This window comes from Ramlibacter sp. G4-7 (assembly GCF_057784995.1).
In genome coordinates this window covers 89892-113767 of record NZ_JBYNTT010000012.1, presented here as the reverse complement: position 1 = coordinate 113767, position 23876 = coordinate 89892, and the positions used below count along the sequence as shown (strand labels likewise).

The following is a 23876-nucleotide window of genomic DNA, read 5'->3' as shown; positions in this document are numbered from 1 at the left end:
CGCCTTCGCTCACCGTCTGCGGCGTTCGCCGCACCACCCTACCAGCTGAAGGTCCAGATCAGGTCCAGGCCGGTGCGCTCCCCGGCCTCCGCGCGCACCGTCAGCTTGCGCGACACGTCGTAGAACACGTACAGGGTGCCCATCGCCCCCTGCAGGCTGCGCTCGTAGGCCGCGTAGAAGTTGTTCGCGAAGCGCTTGCCCACCCGCACGACGGCACCGCTGGTGCTGTCCGGCGTGACGCTCAGGTCGTCCAGGCCCAGGCTGCCGGCGATGCCCTTGCCCGTGCCGTCCCGGCCGGCCAGCAGCGCCGTTGCGGCGCGCTGCAGCAGCGCGGTTTCCGCCCCGCCGCCGGCGGAGGAGCGGCCCAGCACCACGTACGACAGGATCTCGGCATCGGACAGGCCCGCGTCCGAATACAGCTCCACGTGCGGCGACTGCGCGCGGCCCGTCACCTGCACGCCCACTTTCTGGATCATGTTCGGCCGGATCGCCAGGATGTCCAGCGCCGGGTTGTCCGGCGGGCCGGTGAAGCGCAGCTCGCCGCGGTCGATGTTCATGCGCTGGCCGTAAGCCTGGTAGGTGCCCCCCACGGTGCCGATCACGCCCACGATCTGCGGCGCGCCGCTGGGGCTGCCCCGCACTTCCACGGTGCCGGCCAGGCGCGTGTCGATGCCGCGGCCGGCGACGCGGAAGTCCGGCCCGAGGTCGAAGCGCAGTTTCAGGTCCACGCGCGAGCCGCCTTCGGCCGCCGGCGGACGCTGCCGGCGTTCCGCTTCCGTCGCGGCGACGCCGCCCGCGTTGCGCACCACGACGTCCTCGCCCAGGCGCGGCGGGCTCTCGTCGGCGATCTGGATCCGCGCCCGATCCACGCGCAGGTCGCCGTCGATGCGCGTGCCGCCGCGGTCCATGTGGGCGGTGGCGGTGCCCGAGACGGTCAGCTGCCGGTCGCTGCGCACGCTGGCACGCAACTGCGACAGCTGCGCTTCCACGTCGAAGCGCGGACCTTCGGCCGTCCAGCTGCCCTCCCCCTGCGCGAACAGCCGGCCGCCGTCGCCGCCGCCCTCGCTGCTGCCCTGGAGCACGAACTCGTTGACGATCACGCGGCGGCCGGCCAGCTGCGCGCGCAGGCGGCCATTGCGCAACTCGATGCCGTCCACCACGGAACGCAGCGCGAGCTCGTCGGCCCGGAGGGTGCCGGACAGATCCGGCTGCACGCGCGTGCCGCCGAACTGCACGTCGGCCACCAGCGAGCCGCGCAATCGCCACCCGGGCGGCGCCAGCAGCGACCACACGCCGATGCGCGGCAGGTTGGCCTGCACGCGCCCGGACAGCGGCGCCTGCTCGGGCCAGGTCCAGCCCCCGTTGCTGCGCGCGAGGCGGCTGCGCACCACGCCTTCGACATGGCCCGCGCGCTCGCTGTCCCACAGCACGCGGAACTCGAGCTGCTCGCCCTGGGTGCTGACCACGAGGCGCGCATCGCGCACGCCGGCCGTCACGCGGGCCGTGCCGCCGTCGACGGTCTCCGCCAGCACGTTCACGTCGCCGCGCACGCGCGCGATCGACGCGTCGAGCCGCACGTTGGCCCCGATCTGCGCGTTCCACTGGGCGTCGAAGACCAGGTCGCCCGAGAGCGCGGCGCCACCGAGCTGGGCGCCACCCAGCAGTTCCACCCAGGCCAGGGGCAGCCCCGCAAGCCGCCCCGCGGTCGTGAGCTGCCCGCCTTGCCGGCGCACCTGCGACCAGCTCAGGACGGCATCGCTCGCCGGCGCTCCGCTTCGCATGGCCGGCGCACGCAGCAGCGCTTCGCCCGCACCGACCTCGATGTTGCCTGCGACTGCCCGCCAGTCGAAGGGCCGTCGCAGTTCCACCCGCCAGGGCCCCGGCGTGATCGACGGATCCTGCACCTGCACGTTCAATGCGGCGACCGTGCCGCGCCATGCCGTGGCCGCCCCGCCCAGCTGCGCCCCGATGCGGCCCTGCGTCGCGAGCGAGACCCGGCGCTGCCCTTGTTCCGCCTGGCCCCGCAGGTCCAGCGTCGCGTCGCGCAGCCGCCCTTGCACCTGCACCGCCGCGTCGCGAACGGTCCAGGCCGGCGGGGCGGCGCTGTTGGCCGGAGGCGGCGGCTCCCACCCGAAGGAGCGCGCCGTGGCGCCTGCCTGCACCGTCGGGTCCTGCCAGCCGCCTTGCCAGGCGAGCTGCGCATCGGCCTGCCCGCGCAGCGCCAGGCCCCGCAGCAGGCCGGCCGCGCCGGGCCAGCGCGCCACCCAGGCTTGCAGGCGCGCGAGGTCGCCTGCAGCGAGATCCGCGGAGCCCTGGCCGCTCGTTTCACCGAGGCTGCCGCGCGCCTGCGCCTGCAGGCCGGGCGCGCGCAGCTGCAAGCGACCGCTGCCCGCCTTGGCCGAAACCTGCCACTCGCCCTCGCCTTCGAGCTGCGCATCGCTGGTGCGCACGCGCAGCTGCGAAAGACGCAGCGTGTCGCCGGACCAGCGTCCCGTCGCCGCCAGGTCGCGCAGCTGCAGCGCTTGCAGCACGTCGGGCGCCTGCGCCCGGGGGCGCCCGGCAGCCAGCGACACGTCGAAGCCCACGGCGCGGCCCTCCCCTTCGAGCTGCAGCGGCCCGGACAAGGGCAGTGGCGCCAGCGCCGTGTGCAGCCGCGCGGGGTCCACGCCTTCGATGCGCCCCTGGAAGCGCCAGCCCGCGCCCTGCCAGCGGCCGCTGCCTTCGACCGTGCCGCCGCCCGCCTGCGCCGACAGCGATTCCAGCAAGGCCGTGCCTTCGCGCCACTCCGCGGCAGCGCGCAAGGTCGTGAGCGGCAGCCGTTCGCGATCCCAGGGACCGGCCAGCGCATTGCGCACGTCGGCCTGCAGCCGGTAGACCTTGTCCGGCAGCGGCCGCACCTGGAGCGTGCCGGACAGCACGGTGCGGGGCGCGGCCGGCCAGAAGAGCGATGCGTCCAGCGCGCGGAACGCCGCGTCGGCCTGCGGCAGCGGCATCTTCTCGAAGGGCGTGAGCTTCGCATCGACCGTTGCCGCCGCCGCGTCCCCCGTGCTGCCGCCACGCTGCGCCTTCAATTCGGCATGCACGGCGAGCGCCGCTGCCGGCCCCTGCACGCTCGCCTGCAGCTGCAAGGGGACGGGCCGTCCGCCTGCCGGCAGAGGCGGCGTGAAGCGTCCCTGCAGCTTCGCGTCCAGCGTGAGCGGTGCGATCGCGAGCAGCGTCGCTTCGCCGCTGTAGCTGCCGCCGGCCAGCTGCAGCGAGCGCACCGTCGCGCGGTGGTGCACCCCGTCGAAAGCGTACCCGGCCTCCAGCTGCGCGGCATCCACCTGCGCCTTGCCTTCGTACCGGAAGGAGCCCACCTTCAGCGACTCGACCTGCACCCGCCAGGGCAGGCGCAGGTTGTCCGGCTGCTTCAGGGGCTCGTCGTCGCTGGGCCGCGTGTCGACCAGCCGCGCGCGGGCGACCTGCACCTGCTCCAGCTGCAGCGTGCGGTTCAACAGCGCGAGCGGCTGCCACGTGAGCTCGATGTCCTCCGCCTCCAGCCGCAGGCCGTCGCGTTCCCACACGATGCGCCGGATGTGCCAGCCGCCGCGCAGCGAACCCTGGACCCCTTCGCTTTGCAGCGGCACAGTGCCGGGGATGCGGCGCAAAGCCCATTCCAGGGACCCCTCCTGCCCCGCCCACCACCACAGCAGGGCCGCAGCCAGGGCCAGCAACAGCCCGAAGCCGACCAGGACGCGGACGGTCCAGCGGGCAAGGGAAGCTGCAGCGGCTTTCATCAGAAGACGAATCCTGCGCTGAAATGCAGGCGGAAGCTCTTGAAATGCACTCCATATGCGAGTGCCGCTTCCACCGGGCCGACCGGGCTGCGCCAGCGCACGCCCGTGCCCACGCCCACCCGCGCGCGCAGCTCGGACGGCTTGTCGGCGACCGCACCGGCATCGACGAACAGCGTGTGCTCGAACTCCGTGGGCTGGCCGCGCACGCGGATGGGCCGCTGCCACTCGAGGCTGCCCACGGCCAGGTAGCGGCCCGGGCCGATCACCCCGTCGGGCAGCTCCACGCCGATGTCCAGGTACTTGTAGCCGCGCACGGACGTGTCGCCGCCGGTGCGGAACAACTGCGTGAACGGCACTTCCGCGTGCTGGCGCGCGAACACGGCGCCCGCCTCGGCGCGCAGCTCCAGCCGGCTTTGCTCCAGGGGCCGGTACCCGAGCCAGCGCACCAGCGTGCGCTGGAAGGGCTGGCGGTCGCCTTCCAGCGTGAAGCCGCCGCCCAGCTCGAAGCCGATGCCGTAGCCCGAGGTGGGCGACTGGATGCTGTCGAAGTAGCGGCCGGTCCAGATGTAGTTCACGGTGAGCGCCGAGCCGTCGCCCGTGTCCGCCGCGGTCAGCGGCACGTTGCGGGGGTTCTGCACGCGCGCGCGTTCGTACTGCACGTACCAGTTCCGGTCGATGCGGTCGCCGTTGCGAAAGCGCCCGGCGCGCAGCCGCTGCGAGTGCGTCACCAGCCGGTCGTCGTCCAGTTTCTCGGCGCGTCCCAGCACGGACCAGCGCCAGCCGTCCTCGTCGGGAATGGCGGTCCACTCCGACTGCGCGAACGGGTTCTTCTGCTCGGCCTGCAGCTTGGTCACGGCGCGCCAGCCGAGGCCGGGCACGCGGTTGTGCGTATGTTCGACCGTGGCGCGCGGGCCGCCGTCGGTGGTGAAGCCTATGCCCAGCACCACCTTCTGCAGCGGCGCCTCGCGCACGGTGACCTGCACCGGTGCCGCATCGGGATCGGCTGCGGGGTCGACGTAGATAAAGGCCGAATCGAAGTAGCCGCTGCCCGTCAGGCGCAGCTGCGCCTGCACGATGCGCTCCTGGTCGTACACGGTGCCGGCCGGCAGGCGTGCCAGCCGCGGCACCAGGACCGGGTCGTAGCGCTGCACGCCCGTGACGTGCAGCGGGCCGAGGTGGAAGAGGCGGCCGGAATCCAGCCGCAGGCCCAGGCGCGCCGAGGCGGTGGCCGCGTCGACGTCGGCCAGGCTGTAGCTGATGCGGCCCGCGGGATAGCGGCGCGCCAGCAGCGCGCGCGTGGCGACCGCCTTGGCGCGGTCCCACGACGTCTGCGTGAAAGGCTGGCCGGGCGGGAGCGCCCACCCGCTGCGAATGCCATCGCGCTGGGCGACCGCTTCCGGGTCCGTGCTCGCGGCGATGTCGCCCTCGAAGTCGACGCTGACGGCACCGACCGTCGTGCGCCGGCCCGGTTCCACCGTCACGACCAGCGTGGTGCGCGCGCCGGGCTCGCGCTCGATGCGCACCTGCGGGTCGAAGTAGCCTTGCGTGGCCAGCAGCTCGCGCGCGTCCTTCTCGCCCAGCACCACCAGGCGCGCGATCTCCGCGTCGTCCAGGTCGCTCACCTCGCGGTAGCGCCTGAGCTCGAGGTTTTTCTCCAGCAAGGCCTTGAGCGGGTCGGGCGCGCGCACGACGAGGTCGAAGGCCGGCTGCGCCTTGGCCGCCGGTTCGGCGGGGAGGCCGGGAGGGACCGGGCCGTTGGCAACATCGCCGGCTTGCGCGAGGACGGCCGTTGCCGGCCACGCCAGCACCGCCGCCACCAGGAGGGTGCGGATCATGAAGCCCGCAACTATCGCCGGGCCGCGCATGGTGCGTCGTAGGCGCAAGCCGACGACGACATGCGGCGCATGGTCGAGCTGGGGCCGGTGGCTATCATGGACACATGCGAATTCTCCACACCATGCTGCGCGTCGGGGACCTCCAGAGGTCCATCGCTTTCTACACCCAGGTCCTGGGCATGAAGCTGCTGCGCACGACCGAGCGGCCGGAACAGAAATACTCGCTGGCGTTCGTGGGCTACGGCAAGAATCCCGAACACGCCGAACTGGAACTGACCTACAACCACGGCGTCGAAAAGTACGAGATGGGATCGGCCTACGGCCACATCGCCATCGGCGTGGCCGACGCCTACGCTGCCTGCGACCGCATCCGCGCGGCCGGGGGCAACGTCACCCGCGAGCCGGGCCCGGTCCAGGGTGGCACCACGGTCATCGCCTTCGTCACCGACCCGGACGGCTACAAGATCGAGCTGATCCAGCGCGACGCGGACTGAGCCGGCCGCTAGCCGGCGGCGCACACCTTCTTCACGGTCTCCCAGGTGCGCGTGGTCACGTCCTTGCCGAAGGTCTTCTCGATCAGGCGCATGAAGGCCGGATCGTTTTGCAGCGGCACGTAGGCGCTCAAGGCGATGCCGTCGGCGACGGCGAGGATCCTGGCCTGCTGCATCTCCGGCGGCAGCTTCGCTGGCGCGCCGACGCCGTCGGCCAGGAAGGTGACGACCCTCTTCGCTTGCGCCGGCAGCCTGAAGCGGCGGAAGGGATCTTCGTCGACCAGCTCCTGCAAGTCCTGCACGCGGCGCACGAAAGGCGCGAAGGACTTGCCCAGGTGCTGCTCCATCGCCGCGCCGGCCTTCTTCTCGAGCGCCTGGCGCGTGCCGCTGCCGCCGAAGACCACGTTGCCGCTGGCCAGCACCGTCTTCACGTCGGTGAAGCCGGCCGCTTCGAAGGCGAGCCTGAGCGCGGCCATCTGGCAGTTCATGGGGCTGACCCCGCGCAGGAAAGCGGCCTGGCGCGGCATGCTCGGCTAGCGCGGCCAGTGGGCGCGTCCGGCGCCGCGCCGGCTGCATCGCCCCGGCATCATGGGCGTCGCAGCGCCACCGCTTCGCTGGCCAGGCGGGTGATGCGGGCCCAGTCCTGGGTCTCCATCGCATCGGCCGGCGTGAGCCAGGAACCGCCGACGCAGGCCACGTTGGGCAGCGCCAGGAACTCGCGCGCGTTGCCTGCGGTGATGCCGCCGGTGGGGCAGAACTTCACGTCGTTGAAGGGGCCGTGCCAGGCCTTGAGCATGCCGGCGCCGCCGGAAGGCACGGCGGGGAAGAACTTCAGCGCCGTGTAGCCGTCCTCCTGCGCCATCATGATCTCGCTGCCCGTGGCCACCCCCGGCAGCAGCGCGATGCCCAGGTCGTGGCACGCCTTTCCCACCGCGTGCGTGTAGCCCGGGCTCACCGCGAAGCGCGCCCCGGCGAGGGCCGAGGCCTGGGCATCGGCGGCGCTGCGCACGGTGCCCGCGCCGACCACGGCGTCCGGGACCTCCTTGGCGATCGCCTCGATGCAGCGCAGCGCCACGGGCGTGCGCAGGGTCACCTCCAGCATGCGGATGCCGCCGGCGACCAGCGCGCGCGCCAGCGGCACGGCATGCGCCGGGTCCTGCAGCACGATGACGGGGATGACCGCCGCGTCCTGCATCACTTCCAGCGGCGTCGGCCGCCGGTCCGTCGAATTCAAAGCCATGTGCAGGCGCCCTCCTCGGCGGCCTTCGCGTTGCGCCGCATGCCGGCGAACAGTTCCCGGCCGACGCCGTGCGCATTCTGCGCGAGCTGCGCTTCGGTGATCTCGGCGGGCCGGCGCAGCGACCACTCCTTCGCGTCGACCAGCGCCTGCAGCGTCCCCGCCGGCGCGTCGAGGCGCACCAGGTCGCCGTCGAGCAGCAAGGCCAGCGGGCCGCCGGCGGCCGCCTCGGGCGAGACGTGGATGGCCGCCGGCACCTTGCCCGACGCGCCGCTCATGCGCCCGTCGGTCACCAGCGCGACGCGAAAGCCCTTGCCCTGCAGCACCGCCAGAGGCGGCGTCAGCTTGTGCAGCTCCGGCATGCCGTTGGCCTGCGGCCCTTGCCAGCGCACGACGCAGACCAAGTCGCGTTCCAGCTCGCCGGCCTTGAAGGCCGCGAGCAGCGCCTCCTGGCTGTCGAAGATGCGCGCGGGCGCCTCGATCACGTGCCGGTCCTCGGGGACCGCGGACACCTTGATGACGCTGCGCCCCAGGTTGCCCGTGAGCAGCTTGAGGCCGCCGGTGGGGCTGAAGGGCGCACGGGCCGGACGCAGGATCGCTTCGTCGCCGCTGGCGCCCGTGTCGTTCCAGGTGAGTTCGGCGTCCACCTCCGCCCGGCCGGGCGTGCGCGTGTATTCGCGCAGGCCGCCTGCGCGCACGGTGAGCACGTCCTCGTGCATGAGGCCGGCATCGAGCAGTTCGCGGATCACGTAGCCGGGGCCGCCGGCGTCCTGGAAGGCATTCACGTCCGCCGAGCCGTTGGGATAGACGCGCGCCAGCAGCGGCACCACCGAGGACAGCCGGTCGAAGTCGTCCCAGTCGATGACGATGCCCGCCGAGCGGGCCACGGCGACCCAGTGGATCAGGTGGTTGGTCGACCCGCCGGTGGCCAGCAGCGCCGCCATCGCGTTGACGATGCAGCGCTCGTCCACGATGCGGCCGATGGGGGCGTACCGGCGGCCCTTGAGGATGGCCAGCGCGGTGCGCACCGCCTCGCGCGTGAGCTCCTCGCGCAGCGTGTCCTGCGGCTGCACGAAGGCGGCGCCGGGCACGTGCAGGCCCATGGCTTCCATGAGCATCTGATTGCTGTTGGCCGTGCCGTAGAAGGTGCAGGTGCCTTGCGTGTGGTAGGCCTTCTCTTCGGCTTCCAGCAGTTCCTTGCGGCCCACCAGGCCCTGCGCCGCCTGCTCGCGCACCCTGGCCTTCTCGCTGTTGGACAGGCCGCTTGGCATCGGTCCGCCCGGCACGAACACGGTGGGCAGGTGGCCGAAGTGCAGCGCGCCGATCAGCAGGCCGGGCACGATCTTGTCGCAGATGCCCAGCATCAGCGTGGCGTCGAACACGTCGTGGCTCAGGCCCACCGCGGTCGCCATCGCGATCGTGTCGCGCGAGAACAGGCTCAGCTCCATGCCGGCCGTGCCCTGCGTCACGCCGTCGCACATGGCCGGCACGCCGGCGGCGACCTGCGCGGTGGCACCGTGCTTGCGCGCCTCGTCCTTGATCAGCGGCGGGTAGCTGCCATAAGGCGCATGCGCCGACAACATGTCGTTGTAGGCGTTCACGATCGCGATGTTGGGCGCGTGTTCGGCAACGACGCGGAACTTGTCGCTCGGCGGGATGCCGGCAAAGGCGTGCGCGACGTTGGCGCAGCCCATGCGGTCGGTGCCGCGGTCGCGGGCGGCGGCGGCATCGATGCGGCTCAGATAAGCGGACCGCGTGGGTCCGCTGCGTTGGCGGATGCGCTGCGTCACCGCTTCCAGCACGGGATGGAGTTTCATGGGTTGCAGGAATGCTACCCCGCCGCGCTGTTCTTGGGGTCGCCACGGGGTACGAACCGGTTACCAACTTCCGGTCGCGCGGCGGCTCCGCTAGAGTTGGCCCGTGCGCGACGCGTTGAAGCCGGTGCGGGACCCCACCGCCATGCTGGAGAAGGCCTTGTCCGAGTGGGGCGGGAACGAGGATCTGTGGGTCTTCGGCTATGGCTCGCTCATCTGGCGGCCGGAGTTCGACTTCGCGGAGCGGCGCGCCGCCCGCGTGCACGGCTGGCACCGCGCCCTGAAGATGTGGAGCCGCATCAACCGCGGCACGCCGGAGCGCCCGGGGCTGGTGTTCGGCCTGCTCACGGGCGGCTGCTGCCGGGGCGTCGTGTTCCGCATCCCGCGCGAACGCGGACCCGAGGTGCTCGCGCGCCTGTGGAAGCGCGAGATGACGCTGGCCGTCTACGACCCGCGCTGGCTCACGGCCGAAACCGAGCAGGGCCCGGTGCGGGCGCTGGCCTTCACGCTCTCCCGCAAGAGCCCCAGCCACACAGGCGAACTCAGCGCCGAGGAGTACCGCGCCATCTTCGCGTTCGCCTCCGGCATCTACGGCACCACGCTCGACTACGCGCACCGCACGCTGGAAGAACTGCAGCGGCACGACATCCGGGACCGCAACCTGGAGCGGCTGCTGCGGCTGATCGAGCGCGGTCCGTCCTGAAGGCGCCGGCTAGGAGGCCCTGCGCCCCAGCAGCGCCTCGGCCCGCGCGAGATCGTCGACGGTGTCGACATCCATGACGATGCCGGCGTCGTCCAGTTCCAGCTGCAGCGGCTGCGCCGCCCGCACGATGGATGCCGCGCCCTGCGCACCGGCCAGGGCCTGCAGCGCCGGGCCGTGCACGCCGGCGAAGCCCACAGGATGGCCGCGCACCCCGCGGTAGGACGGCAGCACCACGCTCGCCTGCGCCAGCGCCGCCGCGACTGCCCGCAGCGACGCCGGTGCGATCAGCGGGAGGTCCCCGGGCAGCACCAGCCAGCCACTGGCGCCCGCGGTGGCGCGCACGCCCGCTGCGATGGAGTCGCCCATGCCCGGGTGGCCCGCATCCTCCACATGGAAAGGCAGGCCGCTGGCGCGCACGGCGGCCAGGGTGTGCTCGATCACGGGCCGGCCCGCGAGCAGCGCCTGCAGCTTGGAGCCCCGCCCGCCCGAGGCGACGAAGCGCTCCCCGCGGCCGGAGGCGAGCACGAGCACGACGGGCAGTCCCATGCGGCGATTGTGGGCGAGAATCGCGCCATGAGCAGCAGCACCGCCGAGGGCATCGCCGCCCTGCGCAAAAGCTACGAGCGCGCCGAACTGGGAGAGGACGCGTCGCACGCCGACCCGCTTCGGCAATTCGACCAGTGGCTCAGCGAAGCCATCGCCTCCCAGGTGCCGGAGCCGAACGCAATGACGCTGGCCACCGTCGGCAGCGACCTGCGTCCCAGCACGCGCGTCGTGCTGGTCAAGGGCTACGACGCCCGCGGCATCGTCTGGTACACCAACTACGACAGCCGCAAGGGCCAGGAACTGGCCGGCAACCCCTGGGCCGCGCTGCAGTTCCACTGGGTGGAGCTGGAGCGGGTGGTCCGCATCGAAGGCCGCGTGGAAAAGACCAGCGGCGAGGAAAGCGACGCCTATTTCGCGAGCCGCCCGCTGGACTCGCGCATCGGCGCCTGGGCCAGCCCGCAAAGCCAGGTGATCACGGGGCGCAGCGTGCTGGTGGCCAATGCGGCCAAGTACGGCGCGCAGTACCTGCTGAACCCGCCGCGGCCGCCGCACTGGGGAGGCTACCGGCTGGTGCCGGACACCTGGCAATTCTGGCAGGGGCGCAAGAGCCGGCTGCACGACCGGCTCAGGTACCGGCTGGAACAGGGCAGCTGGGTGCGGGAGCGGCTCGCGCCGTAGGGGCTTCGGTGGGAACCCCACCGTTCCCGCCGCCTATTTCCTGGTCAGCTCGGCGAACGTCTTGCGGAACTTCGCCACCTTCGGCGCCGCCACCGCAAGGCAATAGCCTTGCGTGGGGTTCTTCTCGAAGAAGTCCTGGTGGTAGTCCTCCGCCGGGTGGTAGTTCTTCAGCGGCTGCACCTCGGTGACGATGGGCCGGCCGAACAGCTTGTCCTGGCTCATCTCGCGGATCAGGTCGTCCGCCGCCCGCTTCTGTTCGTCGTTGGTGTAGTAGATGCCGCTGCGGTACTGCGTGCCCACGTCGTTGCCCTGGCGGTTCATCTGCGTCGGGTCGTGCACGACGAAGAAGATCTGCAGCAACTGGTTGGTGCTGACCTGCTGGGGGTCGTAGGTGAGCTTCACGACCTCGACGTGCCCGGTGCGGCCCGTGCACACCTCCTCGTAGCTCGGGGCCGGCGTGTCGCCGTTGCTATAGCCCGATTCGACGTCGGTGACGCCGCGCACTTCCTTGTACACCGCCTCGGTGCACCAGAAGCAGCCGCCGCCCAGGACGATTTGCTGCAAGTCGCTCATGTGATTCTCCTGACACGCCACTTTAGCCGCAAGCGCCCCTGGCTTAGGATGCGCGCCCATGCACGTCATCGTTCGCGTCAGGGGATCCGTCCATGCTGCCGAGTGAGCTCAAGCCGGTGCTGGCCGCGCTCGTGCTGCCTCCTGCCGGGCCCTTGCTCCTGCTGCTCCTGGGGCTGCTGCTGGCCCTGTGGAAGCGCGCGGCCGGCCTGCTGCTGGCCTTCATCGGGCTGGTGCTCGCCTGGGCCTTGAGCACGAACGTCATCGCGCTCGCGCTGGCGCAGCGCCTGCTGCCCGCCGTGCAGGCCGTGCAGCCGCAGCAGCTCGCGCCCGTGCAGGCCATCATCATCCTCGGCGGCGGCGTGCTGCCATCGGCCAGCGAATACGGTGCAGCACAGCCCGGGCCGCACACGCTGGCGCGCCTGCGCTACGGTGCCTGGCTGGCCCGGCGCACCGGCAAGCCCCTGGGCTTTGCGGGCGGCATCGGCTGGGCTGCCGCCGGCACCGCGACCGAGGCGGAAGGCACGGTGGCGCGGCGCGTGCTGCAGGAGGAGTACGGGCTCACGCTGCGCTGGATGGACGACCGATCGCGCGACACGGCGGAGAACGCCGCGCGCATGGGCGAGCTGCTGCGCCGCGACCGCATCCGCCAGATCGCCTTGGTCACGGACGCCACCCACATGCAGCGCGCGGCCGCGGTCTTCCGCCAGGCCGGGCTCCAGGTCCTGCCGGCGCCAACGAATTTCCCCACCCCGCTCGAGCGGCCCCTGCTGCAGTGGTTTCCCTCCATCCACGGCGCCGACACCTGCCGCCAGTTGCTGCGGGAGTGGCTGGCGCGCGGCGCCGGCGCCGCCTGATCCGCCTGACGGATGGGCTGCCTTGACGCATCCGGCGTGGCGCCTCTACATTACTAACCGGTCAGTCATTAAAGCCGGTCATCCGCCAGCCCAACCATGCCCCCCACCCGCCTTGCCGAACGCGGCGACGACATCCAGGCCAAGCGCGAGCGCCGCAAGGAGGCGCGCCCCGGCGAGCTGCTCGACGCCGCCCTCGACCTGTTCGTGGAAAAGGGCTTTGCCGCGACCCGCTCGGAAGAAGTGGCCGCCCGCGCCGGCGTTTCCAAGGGCACGCTGTTCCTGTACTTTCCCAGCAAGGAAGAACTGTTCAAGGCGGTGGTGCGCGAGAACATGTCCGGGCGTTTCGCGGAGTGGCGCGACGAATTCGAGAGCTTCGAGGGCTCCACCGCCGACATGGTGCGCTACTGCATGCGCGTCTGGTGGGAGCGCATAGGCGCGACCCGCGCCTCGGGCATCACCAAGCTGATGATCAGCGAGGCGCGCAACTTCCCGGAGCTCGCCGCCTTCTACCAGCAGGAAGTGATCCGCCCCGGCACCGACCTCGTGCGGCGCATCCTGCAGCGCGGCATCGACCGCGGCGAGTTCCGTCCCATGGACGTCGAATACGCGGTGTTCGGCATCGTCGCGCCCATGATCTTCCTGATCATGATGAAGCACTCGCTGGGCGCGTGCGCCCCGCAGGAATACCCGCTGGATGCGCAACGCTACGTGGAGACGCAGCTCGAGCTGCTGCTCCATGGCCTGTGCGTGCGGCCAGGAGAGCAGGCATGAAGCGCTGGCACGGGGTGGCGGCCGCGGCCGTCGTGCTGCTCGTCGCCGCGGCGGGCTGGCGCGCCATGGGCGCGCGCCAGGCGCAGCAGGCCGCCCAGGCCCAGCTCGCGGCGCAGAAGGCGCAACCCATCGTCGAACTCGCCGCCACCGACGTCGTGCGCGTCGAGCAGCGCGAGCTGCGCCGCGGGCTGCCGGTGTCCGGCTCGATCAAGGCCGTGCATTCCGCGATCGTGAAGGCGCGCGTCCCCGGCGAACTGCAGGCGCTGGTGCTGCGCGAGGGCGATCCGGTCAAGGCGGGCCAGGTGGTCGCGCGCATCGACCGCATCGAGGGGCAGGCGCGCCTGAACCAGGCGCAGCAGCAGGCGGATGCGGCCAAGGCGCAGATCGACATCGCGGAGCGCCAGTTCAACAACAACAAGGCGCTGGTCGACCAGGGCTTCATCTCCAAGTCCGCGCTGGACACCTCGCAGAACAGCCTGACCGGCGCGCGGGCCACGCACCAGGCCGCCCTCGCCGCCGTGGATCTCGCGCGCAAGGGGCTGGAAGACACGGTGCTGCGCGCGCCCATCACGGGCGTGGTGGCGCAGCGCCTCGCGCAACCGGGCGAGCGCGTCGCCATCGACGGCCGCATCCTCGAGATCGTCGACCTGTCCAGCCTGGAGATGGAAGCCACCCTGAGCGCCGCCGATTCCGTGGAGCTGCGGGTCGGCCAGGAGGCGACGCTGCAGGTCGAAGGCAGCCCGCGCGCCATCGCCGCGCGCGTGGCGCGCATCAATCCGAGCGCGATGGCGGGAAGCCGCAGCGTGCTGGCCTACCTCGCGATCGCGGACACGACGGGGCTGCGCCAGGGCCTCTTCGCGCAAGGCACCGTGCGCCTGGGACAGGCCTCGGCGCTGGCGGTGCCGCTGTCCGCCCTGCGCACCGACAAGCCCTCGCCCTACGTGCAGGTGGTGGAGGACGGCAAGGTGGCGCACCGCGGCGTGCAGGCGGGCGAGCGCGGCGATGCGAACAAGGAGCAGTGGGTGGCGGTGCAGGGAGTCGCGCCCGGGGCGACGGTGATCCTCGGGCATGTCGGGCCGCTGCGCGAGGGGACCCTGGTGAAGTTCACGGCGCCCCCACCCCAGCCTTCCCCCAAGGGGGGAGCGAGCAAGTCACCCAGCCCCTAGGCGGGTCCTGCCATGTGGTTCACCCGCGTCAGCCTGAAGAATCCCGTGTTCGCCACGATGGTGATGCTCGCCATCGTGGTGCTGGGCCTGTTCTCCTACCAGCGCCTGAACATCGACCAGTTCCCCAACATCGAGTTCCCGGTGGTGGTGGTGCAGACGGAGTACCCGGGCGCCTCGCCCGAGATCGTGGAGAGCGAGGTCAGCAAGCGGGTGGAGGAGGCGGTGAACTCCGTCGCCGGCATCAACGCCCTCACCTCGCGCAGCTTCGAAGGCCAGTCGCTCGTCATCATCGAGTTCCAGCTGCACGTGGACGGCCGCAAGGCCGCCGATGACGTGCGCGAGAAGGTCGCGTCCGTGCGGCCCAGCTTCCGCACCGAGGTCAAGGAGCCGCGCGTGCTGCGCTTCGACCCGGCCAATCGCCCGATCTGGTCGCTGGCGGTGCTGCCCGACACCCGCGGCGGTGCGCGCGCCATGACGCCGGTGGAGCTGACCAACTGGGCCGACCAGGTGCTCAAGAAGCGGCTGGAGAACGTGCGCGGCGTCGGCTCGGTGGCGCTGGTGGGCGGCAGCAAGCGCGAGCTCAACATCTACCTGGACCCGCCCGCCATGGAGGCGCTGGGCATCACGGCCGACCAGGTCGTCTCGGCGGTGCGCAGCGAGAACCAGGACCTGCCCGTGGGCGCGGTCCGCTCGCTGACCCAGGAGCGGGTGGTGCAGATCGACGCGCGCATGCAGCGGCCGGAAGACTTCGGCCAGATCATCGTCGTGCGCAAGAACGGAGCGCCGGTGCGGGTGAACCAGGTCGCCCGCGTCGCCGACGGCGGCCAGGAAGTGGAGAACCTGGCCCTCTACAACGGCCAGCGCACCCTTCTGCTGCAGGTGCTCAAGGCACAGGACGAGAACACCATCGCCGTGATCGACGGCCTGCGCAAGACGCTGGAGGAGATGCAGGCGCAGCTGCCCGGCGGCGTGAAGCTGGAGCAGGTCACCGACTCCTCGCGGCCCATCCGCGTGGGCGTGGAGAACGTCCGCCACACGCTGCTCGAAGGCGCGCTGCTGACCGTGCTGATCGTCTTCCTGTTCCTGAACTCCTGGCGCTCCACGGTCATCACGGGGCTCACGCTGCCCATCGCGCTGATCGGCACCTTCCTGTTCATGTACGCCTTCGGCTTCTCCATCAACATGGTGACGCTCATGGCGCTGTCGCTGTGCGTGGGGCTGCTGATCGACGACGCGATCGTGGTGCGCGAGAACATCGTTCGGCACGTGCAGATGGGCAAGCCGCCTTACCAGGCTGCGCTCGACGGCACGCAGGAGATCGGCCTGGCCGTCCTGGCGACCACCTTCTCCATCGTCGCGGTGTTCCTGCCCATCGGCTTCATGGGCGGCATCATCGGCAAGTTCTTCCACGAGTTCGGCGTCACCATCGTGGCGGCCGTGCTGATCTCCATGTTCGTGAGCTTCACGCTGGACCCCATGCTGTCCTCGGTGTGGCACGACCCGGACGCCGAAGGGCACGGCAAGCCCAAGGCGAAGCCCACCACCTACGACCGCACCGTGGGCCGCGTCACCGGCTGGTTCGACCGCGCCACCGAGCGCCTGGCGGACACCTACCAGGCGATCCTGCGCTGGTCGCTCGCGCACAAGCTCGCGACGGTGCTGGGAGCCGTCGCGATCTTCCTCACCAGCGTCCTCATGGTGCCCCTGCTGGGCACCGAGTTCGTCCCCAAGGCCGATTTCTCGGAGACGACGGTCAGCTTCTACACGCCCGTGGGCTCCTCGCTGGAGCTCACCGAGGCCAAGGCGCGGCAGGTGGAGTCCATCATCCGGGAGTTCCCCGAGGTGCGCTACACGGTGGCCACCATCAACACCGCCGCCACGGGCAAGATCTACGCGAGCGTCTACGTGCGCATGGTGGACCGCAAGAACCGCGAGCGCAGCGTGCACCAGATGGCGGGCGTCCTGCGCGAGCGCCTGAAGCAGGTGCCCGGCATCACCGTCACGCACGCGGGCCTGCTCGACGCCGTGGGCGGCAACAAGCAGATCGAGTTCTCCCTGCAAGGCCCGGACCTCAAGGAGCTGGAGCGCCTGTCGCGGCTGGCGAGCGAGCGCATCCGCGACGTCCCGGGCCTGGTCGACCTGGATTCGAGCGTCAAGCCCGACAAGCCCACCGTCGCCATCCAGGTGCGGCGCGACGTTGCCTCGGACCTGGGCCTGTCGGTGGCGCAGATCGCAGGCGCGCTGCGCACGCTGGTGGCCGGCCAGACGGTGGGCAACTGGCGCGCTCCCGACGACGAGACCTACGACGTCAACGTGCGGCTGGCGCCCGAGGCGCGCAACGCGCCGCAGGACCTGGAGCGCCTGCCCTTCGCCGTCGGCGCGAACGCGGACGGCAGCCCGCGCATCGTGCGCCTGAACCAGGTGGCGACCGTGCGCGAGGCGACCGGCCCGAACCAGATCAACCGGCGCGACCTCATGCGCGAAGTGGCGCTCAGCGCCAACACCTATGCGCGTTCGGCGGGCGACGTCTCGGGCGACATCCGCCAGCGCCTGGACGCCATCCAGCTGCCGCCCGGCTACCGTTACCAGTTCAGCGGCTCGACCAAGAACATGACCGAGTCCTTCGGCTACGCCGTCTCGGCGCTCGCCATGGCCGTCATCTTCATCTACATGATCCTGGCCAGCCAGTTCAAGAGCTTCCTGCAGCCGCTGGCGCTCATGACCTCGCTGCCGCTGACGCTGATCGGCGTGGTGCTGGCCCTGCTGGCCTTCCGCTCCACGCTGTCGATGTTTTCCGTGATCGGCATCGTCCTGCTCATGGGCCTGGTGACCAAGAACGCCATCCTGCTGGTGGATTTCGCCATCCGCATGCGCGAGCAAGGCATGGAGCGCTCGCAGGCCTTGCTGCACGCCGCGCGGGTGCGCTTGCGGCCCATCCTGATGACGACCCTGGCCATGGTCTTCGGCATGGTGCCGCTCGCCTTCGCCCTCAGCGAGGGGTCCGAGCAGCGCGCGCCCATGGGGCAGGCCGTGATCGGCGGGGTGATCACCTCCTCCCTCCTCACCCTGGTGGTGGTGCCGGTCGTGTACTGCTACCTCGACGACCTGGCGGCCTGGCTGAAGGGCGGGCGCCGGGCTGCCCGCAAGTCGAAGGACGCCGCCGGCTCCGGCGGCGGCGGGGCAGACCCCGTGCCGGCTTCTAGAATGGACGGTTTGTCCTGACTGCCACGAGAATCCTGCCATGAACGCCGTCCCCGACCTCGAACGCGCCCGCTTCAACATGATCGAGCAACAGATCCGCCCCTGGGACGTGCTGGACCTCGACGTGCTGGCGCTGCTGTCGCAGGTCAAGCGCGAGGACTTCGTCCCCGCCGCGCACAAGGCCCTGGCCTTCACCGACATGATGATCCCCCTGGCGACGCCCACCGACGAGGCCCTGCGCCACGGCTGGTGCATGCTCGAGCCCAAGCAGGAAGCCCGCCTGCTCCAGGACGTGGCGCCGCGGGCGCAAGAGAAGGTGCTGGAGATCGGCACCGGTTCCGGCTACATGGCCGCCCTGCTGGCCAGCCGGGCGCAGCGGGTCATCAGCCTGGAACTCTCGCCGGAACTGGCCCGCCTGGCCCGCGACAACCTGCAGCGCGCGGGCATCCGCAACGTGGAGGTGCGCGAGGCGGACGGCGCCAAGGGCCTTGCTGCCGAAGGCCCGTTCGACGTGATCGTGCTTTCGGGCTCCGTGGCCGAGGTGCCGCAGGCCCTGGTGGCGCAACTGAAGGTCGGCGGCCGCCTGGCCGCCATCGTCGGCGACGACACGGTGATGCGCGCCACCTTCATCACCCGCACGGGCGACAGCGGCACCACCACCACGCAGCCCTGGGACACGGCCGCCCCGCGGCTGGCGCACTTCCCCGAGCCGTCGCGCTTCCGTTTCTGAAGGTCCGCCCCATGACGATTTCCCAGGTCCGCCCCGCCGACTGGCCCGAATGGCTGCAGAGCCAGGCCGGGCGCCCCGTGCTGCTGGATGTGCGCGAACCCTGGGAGGTGCAGACGGCCAGCGTGCCGCCCGGCGACTTCGACGTGGTCGCCATCCCCATGAACGAGATCCCGGCGCGCCTGGCCGAACTCCCCCAGGACCGGCCCGTGGCCTGCCTGTGCCACCATGGTGCGCGCAGCCTGCGGGTGGCGATGTTCCTGGCACAGCAAGGCTACGCCGATGTGGCGAATGTCGCAGGCGGCATCGACGCCTGGTCGCGCGAGCGTGATCCGGGAATTCCTCGGTACTGATGGCGCCCAGAATCGTCAAAGTAGGACTCCAGAAAAAGCAAGACGTAAAAGGACGGACCATGACGAAGTTGCGCCTGCTGCCCCTCGTGGCGGCCATCGGGCTGGCCGGCGCCGGCCCCGTCCGCGCGGAAAGCCTGCTGGAGATGTACGAGGAGGCGCGCGCGTACGACGCCACCTGGCAGTCGGCCAAGGCGCAATACGACGCCAACCTGTACCGGGCGGAACAGGCCAAGGCGGGCATCCTGCCGCAGGCGGCCCTGAGCGCGGGCGTCAGCCGCAGCAAGCTCAACGTCGACAACCCGCCGCAGGAGCGGGCCTTCGGCACCCAGAACGCCACGCTCAGCGCCTCGCAGCCCTTGTACCGCCCTGCCAACCTGGCCACCTACCGCCAGGGGCAGCGGCAGATGCAGCAGGCCGAATACCAGCTGACCGCCGCGAGCCAGGACCTGATCGTGCGCGTGAGCCAGGCGTACTTCGACGTGCTGGCGGCGCAGGACACCCTCGCCTTCGTCCGCGCGCTCAAGGAAGCCACGGCCGAACAGCTGGCCTCGGCCAAGCGCAACTTCGAGGTCGGCACGACCACGATCACCGACACCCGCGAGGCGCAGGCGCGCTTCGACCTGGTGCTGGCCCAGGAGATCCAGGCCGAGAACGACCTGCGCATCAAGCGCCTGGCCCTGGACACGCTGGTGGGCAAGCCGGCATCGCAGCCGAACACCCTGCGCTCGCTGGACAACGTGCCGCCGCCGCAGCCCGCCGACCCCGAGGCCTGGGTCGCCGCATCCGAGGACGCCAGCCCGCAGATCCTCGCGGCGAAGTCCAACGTGGAAATCGCGGAACTGGAAACGGACAAGGCGCGCGCCGGCCACAAGCCGACCGTGGACCTCACCGCCAGCTACGGCTGGCTCAACAACCGCAACGGCAGCGCCAGTTCCATCCTGGACAACACGCCCAAGCAGGGCACGGCCGGCATCGCCATGAACCTGCCGCTGTTCTCCGGCTTCGCGGTGCAGAACCGCGTGCGCGAGACCCTGGCCCTGGAGGACAAGGCCCGCACGGACCTGGAGGCCACCCGCCGCCAGGTGGCGCAAGCCGTGCGCACCGCCTACTTCGGCGTGGTGTCGGGGCAAGGCCAGGTGCGCGCGCTGGAAGCCGCGGAGGCGTCGAGCCAGAGCTCCCTGGACGCGAACCGGCTGGGCTACCAGGTCGGCGTGCGCATCAACATCGACGTGCTGAACGCGCAGACGCAGCTGTTCCAGACCAAGCGCGACCTTTCGCAGGCGCGCTACAACGTGCTGCTGGGCCACCTGCGCCTGCGGCAGGCGAACGGGACGCTGACGCCGGAAGACCTGGTCCGGCTCAATACGCTGCTGGCGCGCTGATTCGGCGGACGACGTCGGCGCACGCGCAGGGTGGCGCCGGCTCTGCCGGCGAACGGTGCGCGCCGGCGAACCCCACCGGCCCCACCGGCCCTCACCTTCCCCGCACCAACCCCAGCACCGCCTTGGCCGTGCGCGCCGCCGCCCCGCGGTGCGCCGCGGCGAAGCGCTCGCTGGCCTCCACCGCCGCCGCGCGCGCCTGCGCATCACGCACCAGGTCCACCGCTTCTCGCACACCCTGCTCCATGTCCGCGACACGCCGCGCCGCCCCGGCCTGCAGGGCCAGTTCCGCCGCCTCGCTGAAATTGAAGGTGTGCGGGCCCATCACCACCGGGCAGCCGCAGGCGGCGGCCTCGATCAGGTTCTGGCCGCCCAGGCGCGCGAAACTGCCGCCCAGGAGCGCCGCGTCGGCCATCGCGTAGTACAGCGCCATCTCACCCAGGGAGTCGCCGATCCAGACATCCGCGGGCGCGGGCGCCTGCCCGTTCCACGCGCTGCGGCGCGACACCGACAGCCCCGCTTGCGCCACCATGGACGCGACTTCGTCGAAGCGCTGCGGATGGCGCGGCACCAGCAGCCACTGCACGTCGCGGTGGGCGGCGATCGCGCGCAGGAAGTCGCCCTCCTCGCCTTCGCGCGAGCTGGCGAACATGACGACGGGACGCGGCGAGCTGCCGCGCCATTCGCGCCCCTGCTGCAACTGCGCTGGGTCCGGGTTCGCATCGAACTTCAGGTTGCCGAACACACCTTCGACGCGCGCGCCCAGTTCCGAGAGGCGTCGCGCGTCGTCCTCCGTCTGTGCCCACACGGCGCGCAAGGCGCCGTACGCAGGGCGCGCCAGCCGCGCGAGCCGGCGCGCCTGCGCCAGCGACTTGGGCGACAGGCGCGCATTGGCCAGCGCCAGCGGCACGCCGCGCGCATGGCAGATCGCGGCGATATTGGGCCACACCTCGGTTTCCATCAGCAGGCCGGCGCTGGGACGGAAGTGGTCGAGGAAGCGCCCCACCGCCTGCGGCGTGTCCCAGGGCAGCCAGGCCTGCGCATCGCCTTCGCGCAGCAGGCGCACGCCTTCGGCGCGACCCGTGGCGGTGCCGTGCGTTAGCAGCACGCGCAGCTCCGGGTCCGCGCGGCGCAGCGCGTCCAGCAGGATCGCCGCGGCGCGCGTTTCACCGAGGGAAACCGCATGGATCCACAGCCGTCCCGGCGCGGTCGCGCCGTGGTAGCGGCCGAAGCGTTCCTCCACGTGCTCCAGGTAGCCGGGCTCCGCCACGCCGCGCCGCCGCAGCTTGCGGCGCAGCAGCGGCTGGGCGCCGATGAGCACCAGGGAGTAGAGCGGCCGGATCATCCTGCGATTGTGACGGCCTGCCAGGCGCGCCAGACCGCGTCCACCGAGGGCGTAGGCTGGGCATACACGGCCTGCTGGCGCGGGTTGCCTTGCGGCCCGGTGCGCCACGCGGTGTCGAAGTTGTAGACCTGCACGTGCGGCAGGTCGAGCGCCACCGCGATGTGGCTCAGGCCGCTGTCGACGCCGACGGCGCCGGCACAGCGCCCCATGCGCTGCGTCAGCGCATCCAGCGACAGGCGCGGCCAGACCTCGGCACGCGGACCGAGCGCCGCGGCAATCCGCAGGCTGCGCGCCTGCTCTTCCTCGTTGCCGTGCGGCAAGGCCAGGCCGTGGCCCTGCGCGAGCAGGCGCCGTCCGAATTCCAGCCAGTGCGCTTCGGGCCAGCACTTGTCCTCGCGCGACGTGCCGTGCACCAGCACCACGGTGTTCTCCCGCGCATCGGCAGCACGGGCGATGCCGTAGCGCGGCGCTCCCGACAGTGCGTAGCCGAAGGCGCGCGCGCACACCTCGCGCGCGCGCTGCACCGCGTGCATTTGCGGCTCCAGCGGGATCGCGACGTCGGCCAGCCAGCGGGTGGGCCGTTCGTAGCTGGAACCCGCCGTGCGGTTGGCCATGGCATAGCGCTTGCCACCGGCAGCCAGCGTCGCCATGTGGGCGATGAGCGCGGACTTGGTGAGGCCCTGCAGGTCGACGACGGCGTCGTAGGCCACCGCATGCAGGTCCCGGCGAAACGCGCGCCACTCGGCGCGGGTGCCGCTCGCCAGCGGCGCCTTGCGCCAGCGGCGCAGGTCGCAGGGGATCACGCGGGACACGCCTTCGCAACGCCGCACCAGCGGGGCGAAGCCGCGCTCGACCACCCAGTCGACCCGCGCGCCGGTCAGGGCCGCGCCCAGGTCGTGCACGACCGGCAAGGTGTGCACGACGTCGCCGAGCGACGAGAGTTTGACGAGGAGGATGTTCAAGGGAGCAGGCCGGCGCCGGGCGCGCGGCCATTGTCCCTCAATGGGCCGCCTCGCCGATCTGCGCGTCCGGCTTCACGGTGCGCAGCAGGGCGAGCATCTCGCCTTCGATGCGGTGCATCGCCTCCTGCGTGTGGCCTTCGAAGCGCAGCACCAGCACCGGCGTCGTGTTGGACGCGCGCACCAGCCCGAAGCCGTCGCTCCAGTCGACGCGCAGCCCGTCGATCGTCGAAACCTTCGCGCTGGGGAAGCTGGCCTTCTTCACCAGCTCGTCGACGACGCGGTGCGGCTCGCCCTCCTGGCACTTCACGTTCAGTTCCGGCGTGGAGTAGCTCGTGGGCAGTTCGTTCAGCACCTTGCTCGGGTCCGCCGAGCGCGACAGGATCTCCAGCAGGCGGCAGCCGGCATAGGTGCCGTCGTCGAAGCCGTACCAGCGTTCCTTGAAGAAGATGTGGCCGCTCATCTCGCCGCCCAGGGGCGCGTTGAGTTCCTTCATCTTCGCCTTGATCAGCGAGTGGCCCGTCTTGTACATCACGGGCTGGCCGCCGGCCGCCGCGATGGCCGGGCCCAGCCGCTGCGTGCACTTGACGTCGAAGAGGATGGGCGCGCCCGGCACGCGCGAGAGCACGTCGCGGGCGAACAGCATCATCTGGCGGTCCGGATAGATGTTGTTGCCTTCCCGCGTGATGATGCCCAGGCGGTCGCCGTCGCCGTCGAAGGCCAGGCCCAGGTCGGCGCCGGTCTCCTTGAGCTTCGCGATCAGGTCGCGCAGGTTCTCCGGCTTGCTGGGGTCGGGGTGGTGGTTGGGGAAATTGCCGTCCACCTCGCTGAACATCTCGATCACCTCGCAGCCGATGGCGCGGAAGATGTCGGGCGCGGAGGCCCCCGCGACGCCGTTGCCGCAGTCCACGACGACCTTCAGCGGGCGGGCGAGCTTGATCTCGCCCTTGATGCGATCCCGGTACGGGCCGAGCACGTTGACGTTGCGCACCTTGCCCGGGGCGGGCGGCTGGTCCCAGCCGGAGGTCTCCATCATGCGGCGCAGGGACTGGATTTCCTCGCCGTAGATGGCGCGGCCGCCCAGCACCATCTTGAAGCCGTTGTAGTCCTTCGGGTTGTGGCTGCCGGTGACCTGGATCCCGCTGTTGGCGAGCGTGTTGGCGGCGAAGTACAGCATGGGCGTGGTGACCATGCCGACGTCGATCACGTCGACGCCGCTGGCCACGAGGCCGCGCACGAGGGCGGCGGACAAGGAAGGGCCGCTGAGCCGGCCATCGCGGCCGACGGCCACGGATTGCTCCCCTTCGCGCCGGGCCAGGGTGCCGAAGGCGCGGCCTAGGGCCTCGGCGACCTCTTCCGTCAGGGTGGACGGGACGATGCCGCGGACGTCGTAGGCCTTGAAGATGCTGGGGCTGAGCTGCATGGGAAGAGGAGGCTGGAAGGATTGTGGGGACGGTCGGGGCGATTC

General features: G+C 71.4%; 20 protein-coding genes. 10 read left to right on the top strand and 10 right to left on the bottom strand.

Annotated elements, in window-relative coordinates:
* Positions 1-38: 38 nt before the first annotated feature.
* Both AC3EGR_RS17500 and AC3EGR_RS17495 read right to left on the bottom strand, forming a co-directional pair.
* Positions 39-3776 carry a translocation/assembly module TamB domain-containing protein gene (locus AC3EGR_RS17500; RefSeq protein WP_488547784.1) on the bottom strand — a complete coding sequence of 1246 codons (3738 nt, stop codon included), beginning with the start codon at positions 3774-3776 and terminating at the stop codon, positions 39-41.
* The gene (locus tag AC3EGR_RS17495; protein WP_488547783.1) at positions 3776-5611 is read right to left on the bottom strand and encodes an autotransporter assembly complex protein TamA; all 1836 of its coding nucleotides are present in this window, start codon (positions 5609-5611) and stop codon (positions 3776-3778) included. Before AC3EGR_RS17495 ends, AC3EGR_RS17500 begins: the two co-directional genes overlap by 1 nt.
* A gap of 104 nt (positions 5612-5715) precedes the next feature.
* Here AC3EGR_RS17495 and gloA point away from each other — a divergent pair, with 104 nt between their 5' ends.
* Positions 5716-6105, top strand: coding sequence for a lactoylglutathione lyase (gene gloA, locus AC3EGR_RS17490; protein WP_488547782.1), 390 nt, complete (start codon positions 5716-5718; stop codon positions 6103-6105).
* A gap of 8 nt (positions 6106-6113) precedes the next feature.
* Here the strand turns inward: gloA and AC3EGR_RS17485 are convergent, their stop codons facing one another.
* Genes AC3EGR_RS17485 through edd form a run of 3 tightly spaced genes read right to left on the bottom strand, consistent with a single transcriptional unit; the run spans position 6114 to position 9156 of the window.
* Positions 6114-6629 carry a DUF1697 domain-containing protein gene (locus AC3EGR_RS17485; protein ID WP_488547781.1) on the bottom strand — a complete coding sequence of 172 codons (516 nt, stop codon included), beginning with the start codon at positions 6627-6629 and terminating at the stop codon, positions 6114-6116.
* Positions 6630-6688: 59 nt separating this feature from the next.
* Positions 6689-7342 carry a bifunctional 4-hydroxy-2-oxoglutarate aldolase/2-dehydro-3-deoxy-phosphogluconate aldolase gene (gene eda, locus AC3EGR_RS17480; protein WP_488547780.1) on the bottom strand — a complete coding sequence of 218 codons (654 nt, stop codon included), beginning with the start codon at positions 7340-7342 and terminating at the stop codon, positions 6689-6691.
* A complete protein-coding gene (edd, locus tag AC3EGR_RS17475; RefSeq protein ID WP_488547779.1) occupies positions 7333-9156 on the bottom strand; it encodes a phosphogluconate dehydratase in 1824 nt (607 codons plus the stop codon). Before edd ends, eda begins: the two co-directional genes overlap by 10 nt.
* Positions 9157-9298: 142 nt before the next feature.
* Here edd and AC3EGR_RS17470 point away from each other — a divergent pair, with 142 nt between their 5' ends.
* Positions 9299-9856 (top strand): gamma-glutamylcyclotransferase, encoded by a 558-nt coding sequence (locus AC3EGR_RS17470; RefSeq protein WP_488547846.1) that lies wholly within the window; start codon positions 9299-9301, stop codon positions 9854-9856.
* Between the two features lie 9 nt (positions 9857-9865).
* On the opposite strand, the gene AC3EGR_RS17465 is transcribed toward AC3EGR_RS17470, so the two are convergent.
* On the bottom strand, positions 9866-10402 hold the full coding sequence (locus tag AC3EGR_RS17465; protein ID WP_488547778.1) for a nucleotidyltransferase family protein: 537 nt from the start codon (positions 10400-10402) through the stop codon (positions 9866-9868).
* A gap of 27 nt (positions 10403-10429) precedes the next feature.
* Between AC3EGR_RS17465 and pdxH the strand changes: the two genes are divergently transcribed.
* Positions 10430-11080 carry a pyridoxamine 5'-phosphate oxidase gene (pdxH, locus tag AC3EGR_RS17460; protein WP_488547777.1) on the top strand — a complete coding sequence of 217 codons (651 nt, stop codon included), beginning with the start codon at positions 10430-10432 and terminating at the stop codon, positions 11078-11080.
* 33 nt (positions 11081-11113) lie between these two features.
* On the opposite strand, the gene msrA is transcribed toward pdxH, so the two are convergent.
* Positions 11114-11653 (bottom strand): peptide-methionine (S)-S-oxide reductase MsrA, encoded by a 540-nt coding sequence (gene msrA, locus AC3EGR_RS17455; RefSeq protein ID WP_488547776.1) that lies wholly within the window; start codon positions 11651-11653, stop codon positions 11114-11116.
* A gap of 92 nt (positions 11654-11745) precedes the next feature.
* Between msrA and AC3EGR_RS17450 the strand changes: the two genes are divergently transcribed.
* From AC3EGR_RS17450 to AC3EGR_RS17420, 7 genes are all read left to right on the top strand, one after another.
* A complete protein-coding gene (locus tag AC3EGR_RS17450) occupies positions 11746-12507 on the top strand; it encodes a YdcF family protein (protein ID WP_488547775.1) in 762 nt (253 codons plus the stop codon).
* A gap of 96 nt (positions 12508-12603) precedes the next feature.
* Complete coding sequence (locus AC3EGR_RS17445) at positions 12604-13278, top strand: TetR/AcrR family transcriptional regulator (RefSeq protein ID WP_488547774.1); 675 nt, start codon at positions 12604-12606, stop codon at positions 13276-13278.
* Positions 13275-14444: an efflux RND transporter periplasmic adaptor subunit gene (locus tag AC3EGR_RS17440; RefSeq protein WP_488547773.1), complete on the top strand. Its 1170-nt coding sequence runs from the start codon at positions 13275-13277 to the stop codon at positions 14442-14444. The genes AC3EGR_RS17445 and AC3EGR_RS17440 overlap by 4 nt, the downstream gene beginning before the upstream one ends.
* Before the next feature lie 12 nt (positions 14445-14456).
* Positions 14457-17666 carry an efflux RND transporter permease subunit gene (locus AC3EGR_RS17435; protein ID WP_488547772.1) on the top strand — a complete coding sequence of 1070 codons (3210 nt, stop codon included), beginning with the start codon at positions 14457-14459 and terminating at the stop codon, positions 17664-17666.
* 19 nt (positions 17667-17685) lie between these two features.
* Positions 17686-18375 carry a protein-L-isoaspartate O-methyltransferase family protein gene (locus AC3EGR_RS17430; protein ID WP_488547771.1) on the top strand — a complete coding sequence of 230 codons (690 nt, stop codon included), beginning with the start codon at positions 17686-17688 and terminating at the stop codon, positions 18373-18375.
* An 11-nt stretch (positions 18376-18386) separates the two neighbouring features.
* Positions 18387-18725 carry a rhodanese-like domain-containing protein gene (locus tag AC3EGR_RS17425; RefSeq protein ID WP_488547770.1) on the top strand — a complete coding sequence of 113 codons (339 nt, stop codon included), beginning with the start codon at positions 18387-18389 and terminating at the stop codon, positions 18723-18725.
* 59 nt (positions 18726-18784) lie between these two features.
* On the top strand, positions 18785-20107 hold the full coding sequence (locus AC3EGR_RS17420) for a TolC family outer membrane protein (RefSeq protein WP_488547769.1): 1323 nt from the start codon (positions 18785-18787) through the stop codon (positions 20105-20107).
* Positions 20108-20198: 91 nt separating this feature from the next.
* Here AC3EGR_RS17420 and AC3EGR_RS17415 read toward each other — a convergent pair whose 3' ends face one another.
* The 3 genes from AC3EGR_RS17415 to AC3EGR_RS17405 are packed head-to-tail and all read right to left on the bottom strand — an operon-like array spanning position 20199 to position 23831.
* The gene (locus AC3EGR_RS17415; protein ID WP_488547768.1) at positions 20199-21449 is read right to left on the bottom strand and encodes a 3-deoxy-D-manno-octulosonic acid transferase; all 1251 of its coding nucleotides are present in this window, start codon (positions 21447-21449) and stop codon (positions 20199-20201) included.
* Positions 21446-22411 carry a lipopolysaccharide heptosyltransferase I gene (gene waaC / locus AC3EGR_RS17410; protein WP_488547767.1) on the bottom strand — a complete coding sequence of 322 codons (966 nt, stop codon included), beginning with the start codon at positions 22409-22411 and terminating at the stop codon, positions 21446-21448. Before waaC ends, AC3EGR_RS17415 begins: the two co-directional genes overlap by 4 nt.
* Before the next feature lie 37 nt (positions 22412-22448).
* Positions 22449-23831: a phosphomannomutase/phosphoglucomutase gene (locus AC3EGR_RS17405; protein WP_488547766.1), complete on the bottom strand. Its 1383-nt coding sequence runs from the start codon at positions 23829-23831 to the stop codon at positions 22449-22451.
* Between the last annotated feature and the right edge of the window lie 45 nt (positions 23832-23876).

Excerpts from the sequence above, each read along its gene's own strand:
- AC3EGR_RS17500 (WP_488547784.1), bottom strand. The coding sequence starts at position 3,776 with ATGAAAGCCGCTGCAGCTTCCCTTGCCCGCTGGACCGTCCGCGTCCTG.
- AC3EGR_RS17495 (WP_488547783.1), bottom strand. The coding sequence starts at position 5,611 with ATGATCCGCACCCTCCTGGTGGCGGCGGTGCTGGCGTGGCCGGCAACG.
- gloA (WP_488547782.1), top strand. The coding sequence starts at position 5,716 with ATGCGAATTCTCCACACCATGCTGCGCGTCGGGGACCTCCAGAGGTCC.
- AC3EGR_RS17485 (WP_488547781.1), bottom strand. The coding sequence starts at position 6,629 with ATGCCGCGCCAGGCCGCTTTCCTGCGCGGGGTCAGCCCCATGAACTGC.
- eda (WP_488547780.1), bottom strand. The coding sequence starts at position 7,342 with ATGGCTTTGAATTCGACGGACCGGCGGCCGACGCCGCTGGAAGTGATG.
- edd (WP_488547779.1), bottom strand. The coding sequence starts at position 9,156 with ATGAAACTCCATCCCGTGCTGGAAGCGGTGACGCAGCGCATCCGCCAA.
- AC3EGR_RS17470 (WP_488547846.1), top strand. The coding sequence starts at position 9,299 with ATGCTGGAGAAGGCCTTGTCCGAGTGGGGCGGGAACGAGGATCTGTGG.
- AC3EGR_RS17465 (WP_488547778.1), bottom strand. The coding sequence starts at position 10,402 with ATGGGACTGCCCGTCGTGCTCGTGCTCGCCTCCGGCCGCGGGGAGCGC.
- pdxH (WP_488547777.1), top strand. The coding sequence starts at position 10,430 with ATGAGCAGCAGCACCGCCGAGGGCATCGCCGCCCTGCGCAAAAGCTAC.
- msrA (WP_488547776.1), bottom strand. The coding sequence starts at position 11,653 with ATGAGCGACTTGCAGCAAATCGTCCTGGGCGGCGGCTGCTTCTGGTGC.
- AC3EGR_RS17450 (WP_488547775.1), top strand. The coding sequence starts at position 11,746 with ATGCTGCCGAGTGAGCTCAAGCCGGTGCTGGCCGCGCTCGTGCTGCCT.
- AC3EGR_RS17445 (WP_488547774.1), top strand. The coding sequence starts at position 12,604 with ATGCCCCCCACCCGCCTTGCCGAACGCGGCGACGACATCCAGGCCAAG.
- AC3EGR_RS17440 (WP_488547773.1), top strand. The coding sequence starts at position 13,275 with ATGAAGCGCTGGCACGGGGTGGCGGCCGCGGCCGTCGTGCTGCTCGTC.
- AC3EGR_RS17435 (WP_488547772.1), top strand. The coding sequence starts at position 14,457 with ATGTGGTTCACCCGCGTCAGCCTGAAGAATCCCGTGTTCGCCACGATG.
- AC3EGR_RS17430 (WP_488547771.1), top strand. The coding sequence starts at position 17,686 with ATGAACGCCGTCCCCGACCTCGAACGCGCCCGCTTCAACATGATCGAG.
- AC3EGR_RS17425 (WP_488547770.1), top strand. The coding sequence starts at position 18,387 with ATGACGATTTCCCAGGTCCGCCCCGCCGACTGGCCCGAATGGCTGCAG.
- AC3EGR_RS17420 (WP_488547769.1), top strand. The coding sequence starts at position 18,785 with ATGACGAAGTTGCGCCTGCTGCCCCTCGTGGCGGCCATCGGGCTGGCC.
- AC3EGR_RS17415 (WP_488547768.1), bottom strand. The coding sequence starts at position 21,449 with ATGATCCGGCCGCTCTACTCCCTGGTGCTCATCGGCGCCCAGCCGCTG.
- AC3EGR_RS17405 (WP_488547766.1), bottom strand. The coding sequence starts at position 23,831 with ATGCAGCTCAGCCCCAGCATCTTCAAGGCCTACGACGTCCGCGGCATC.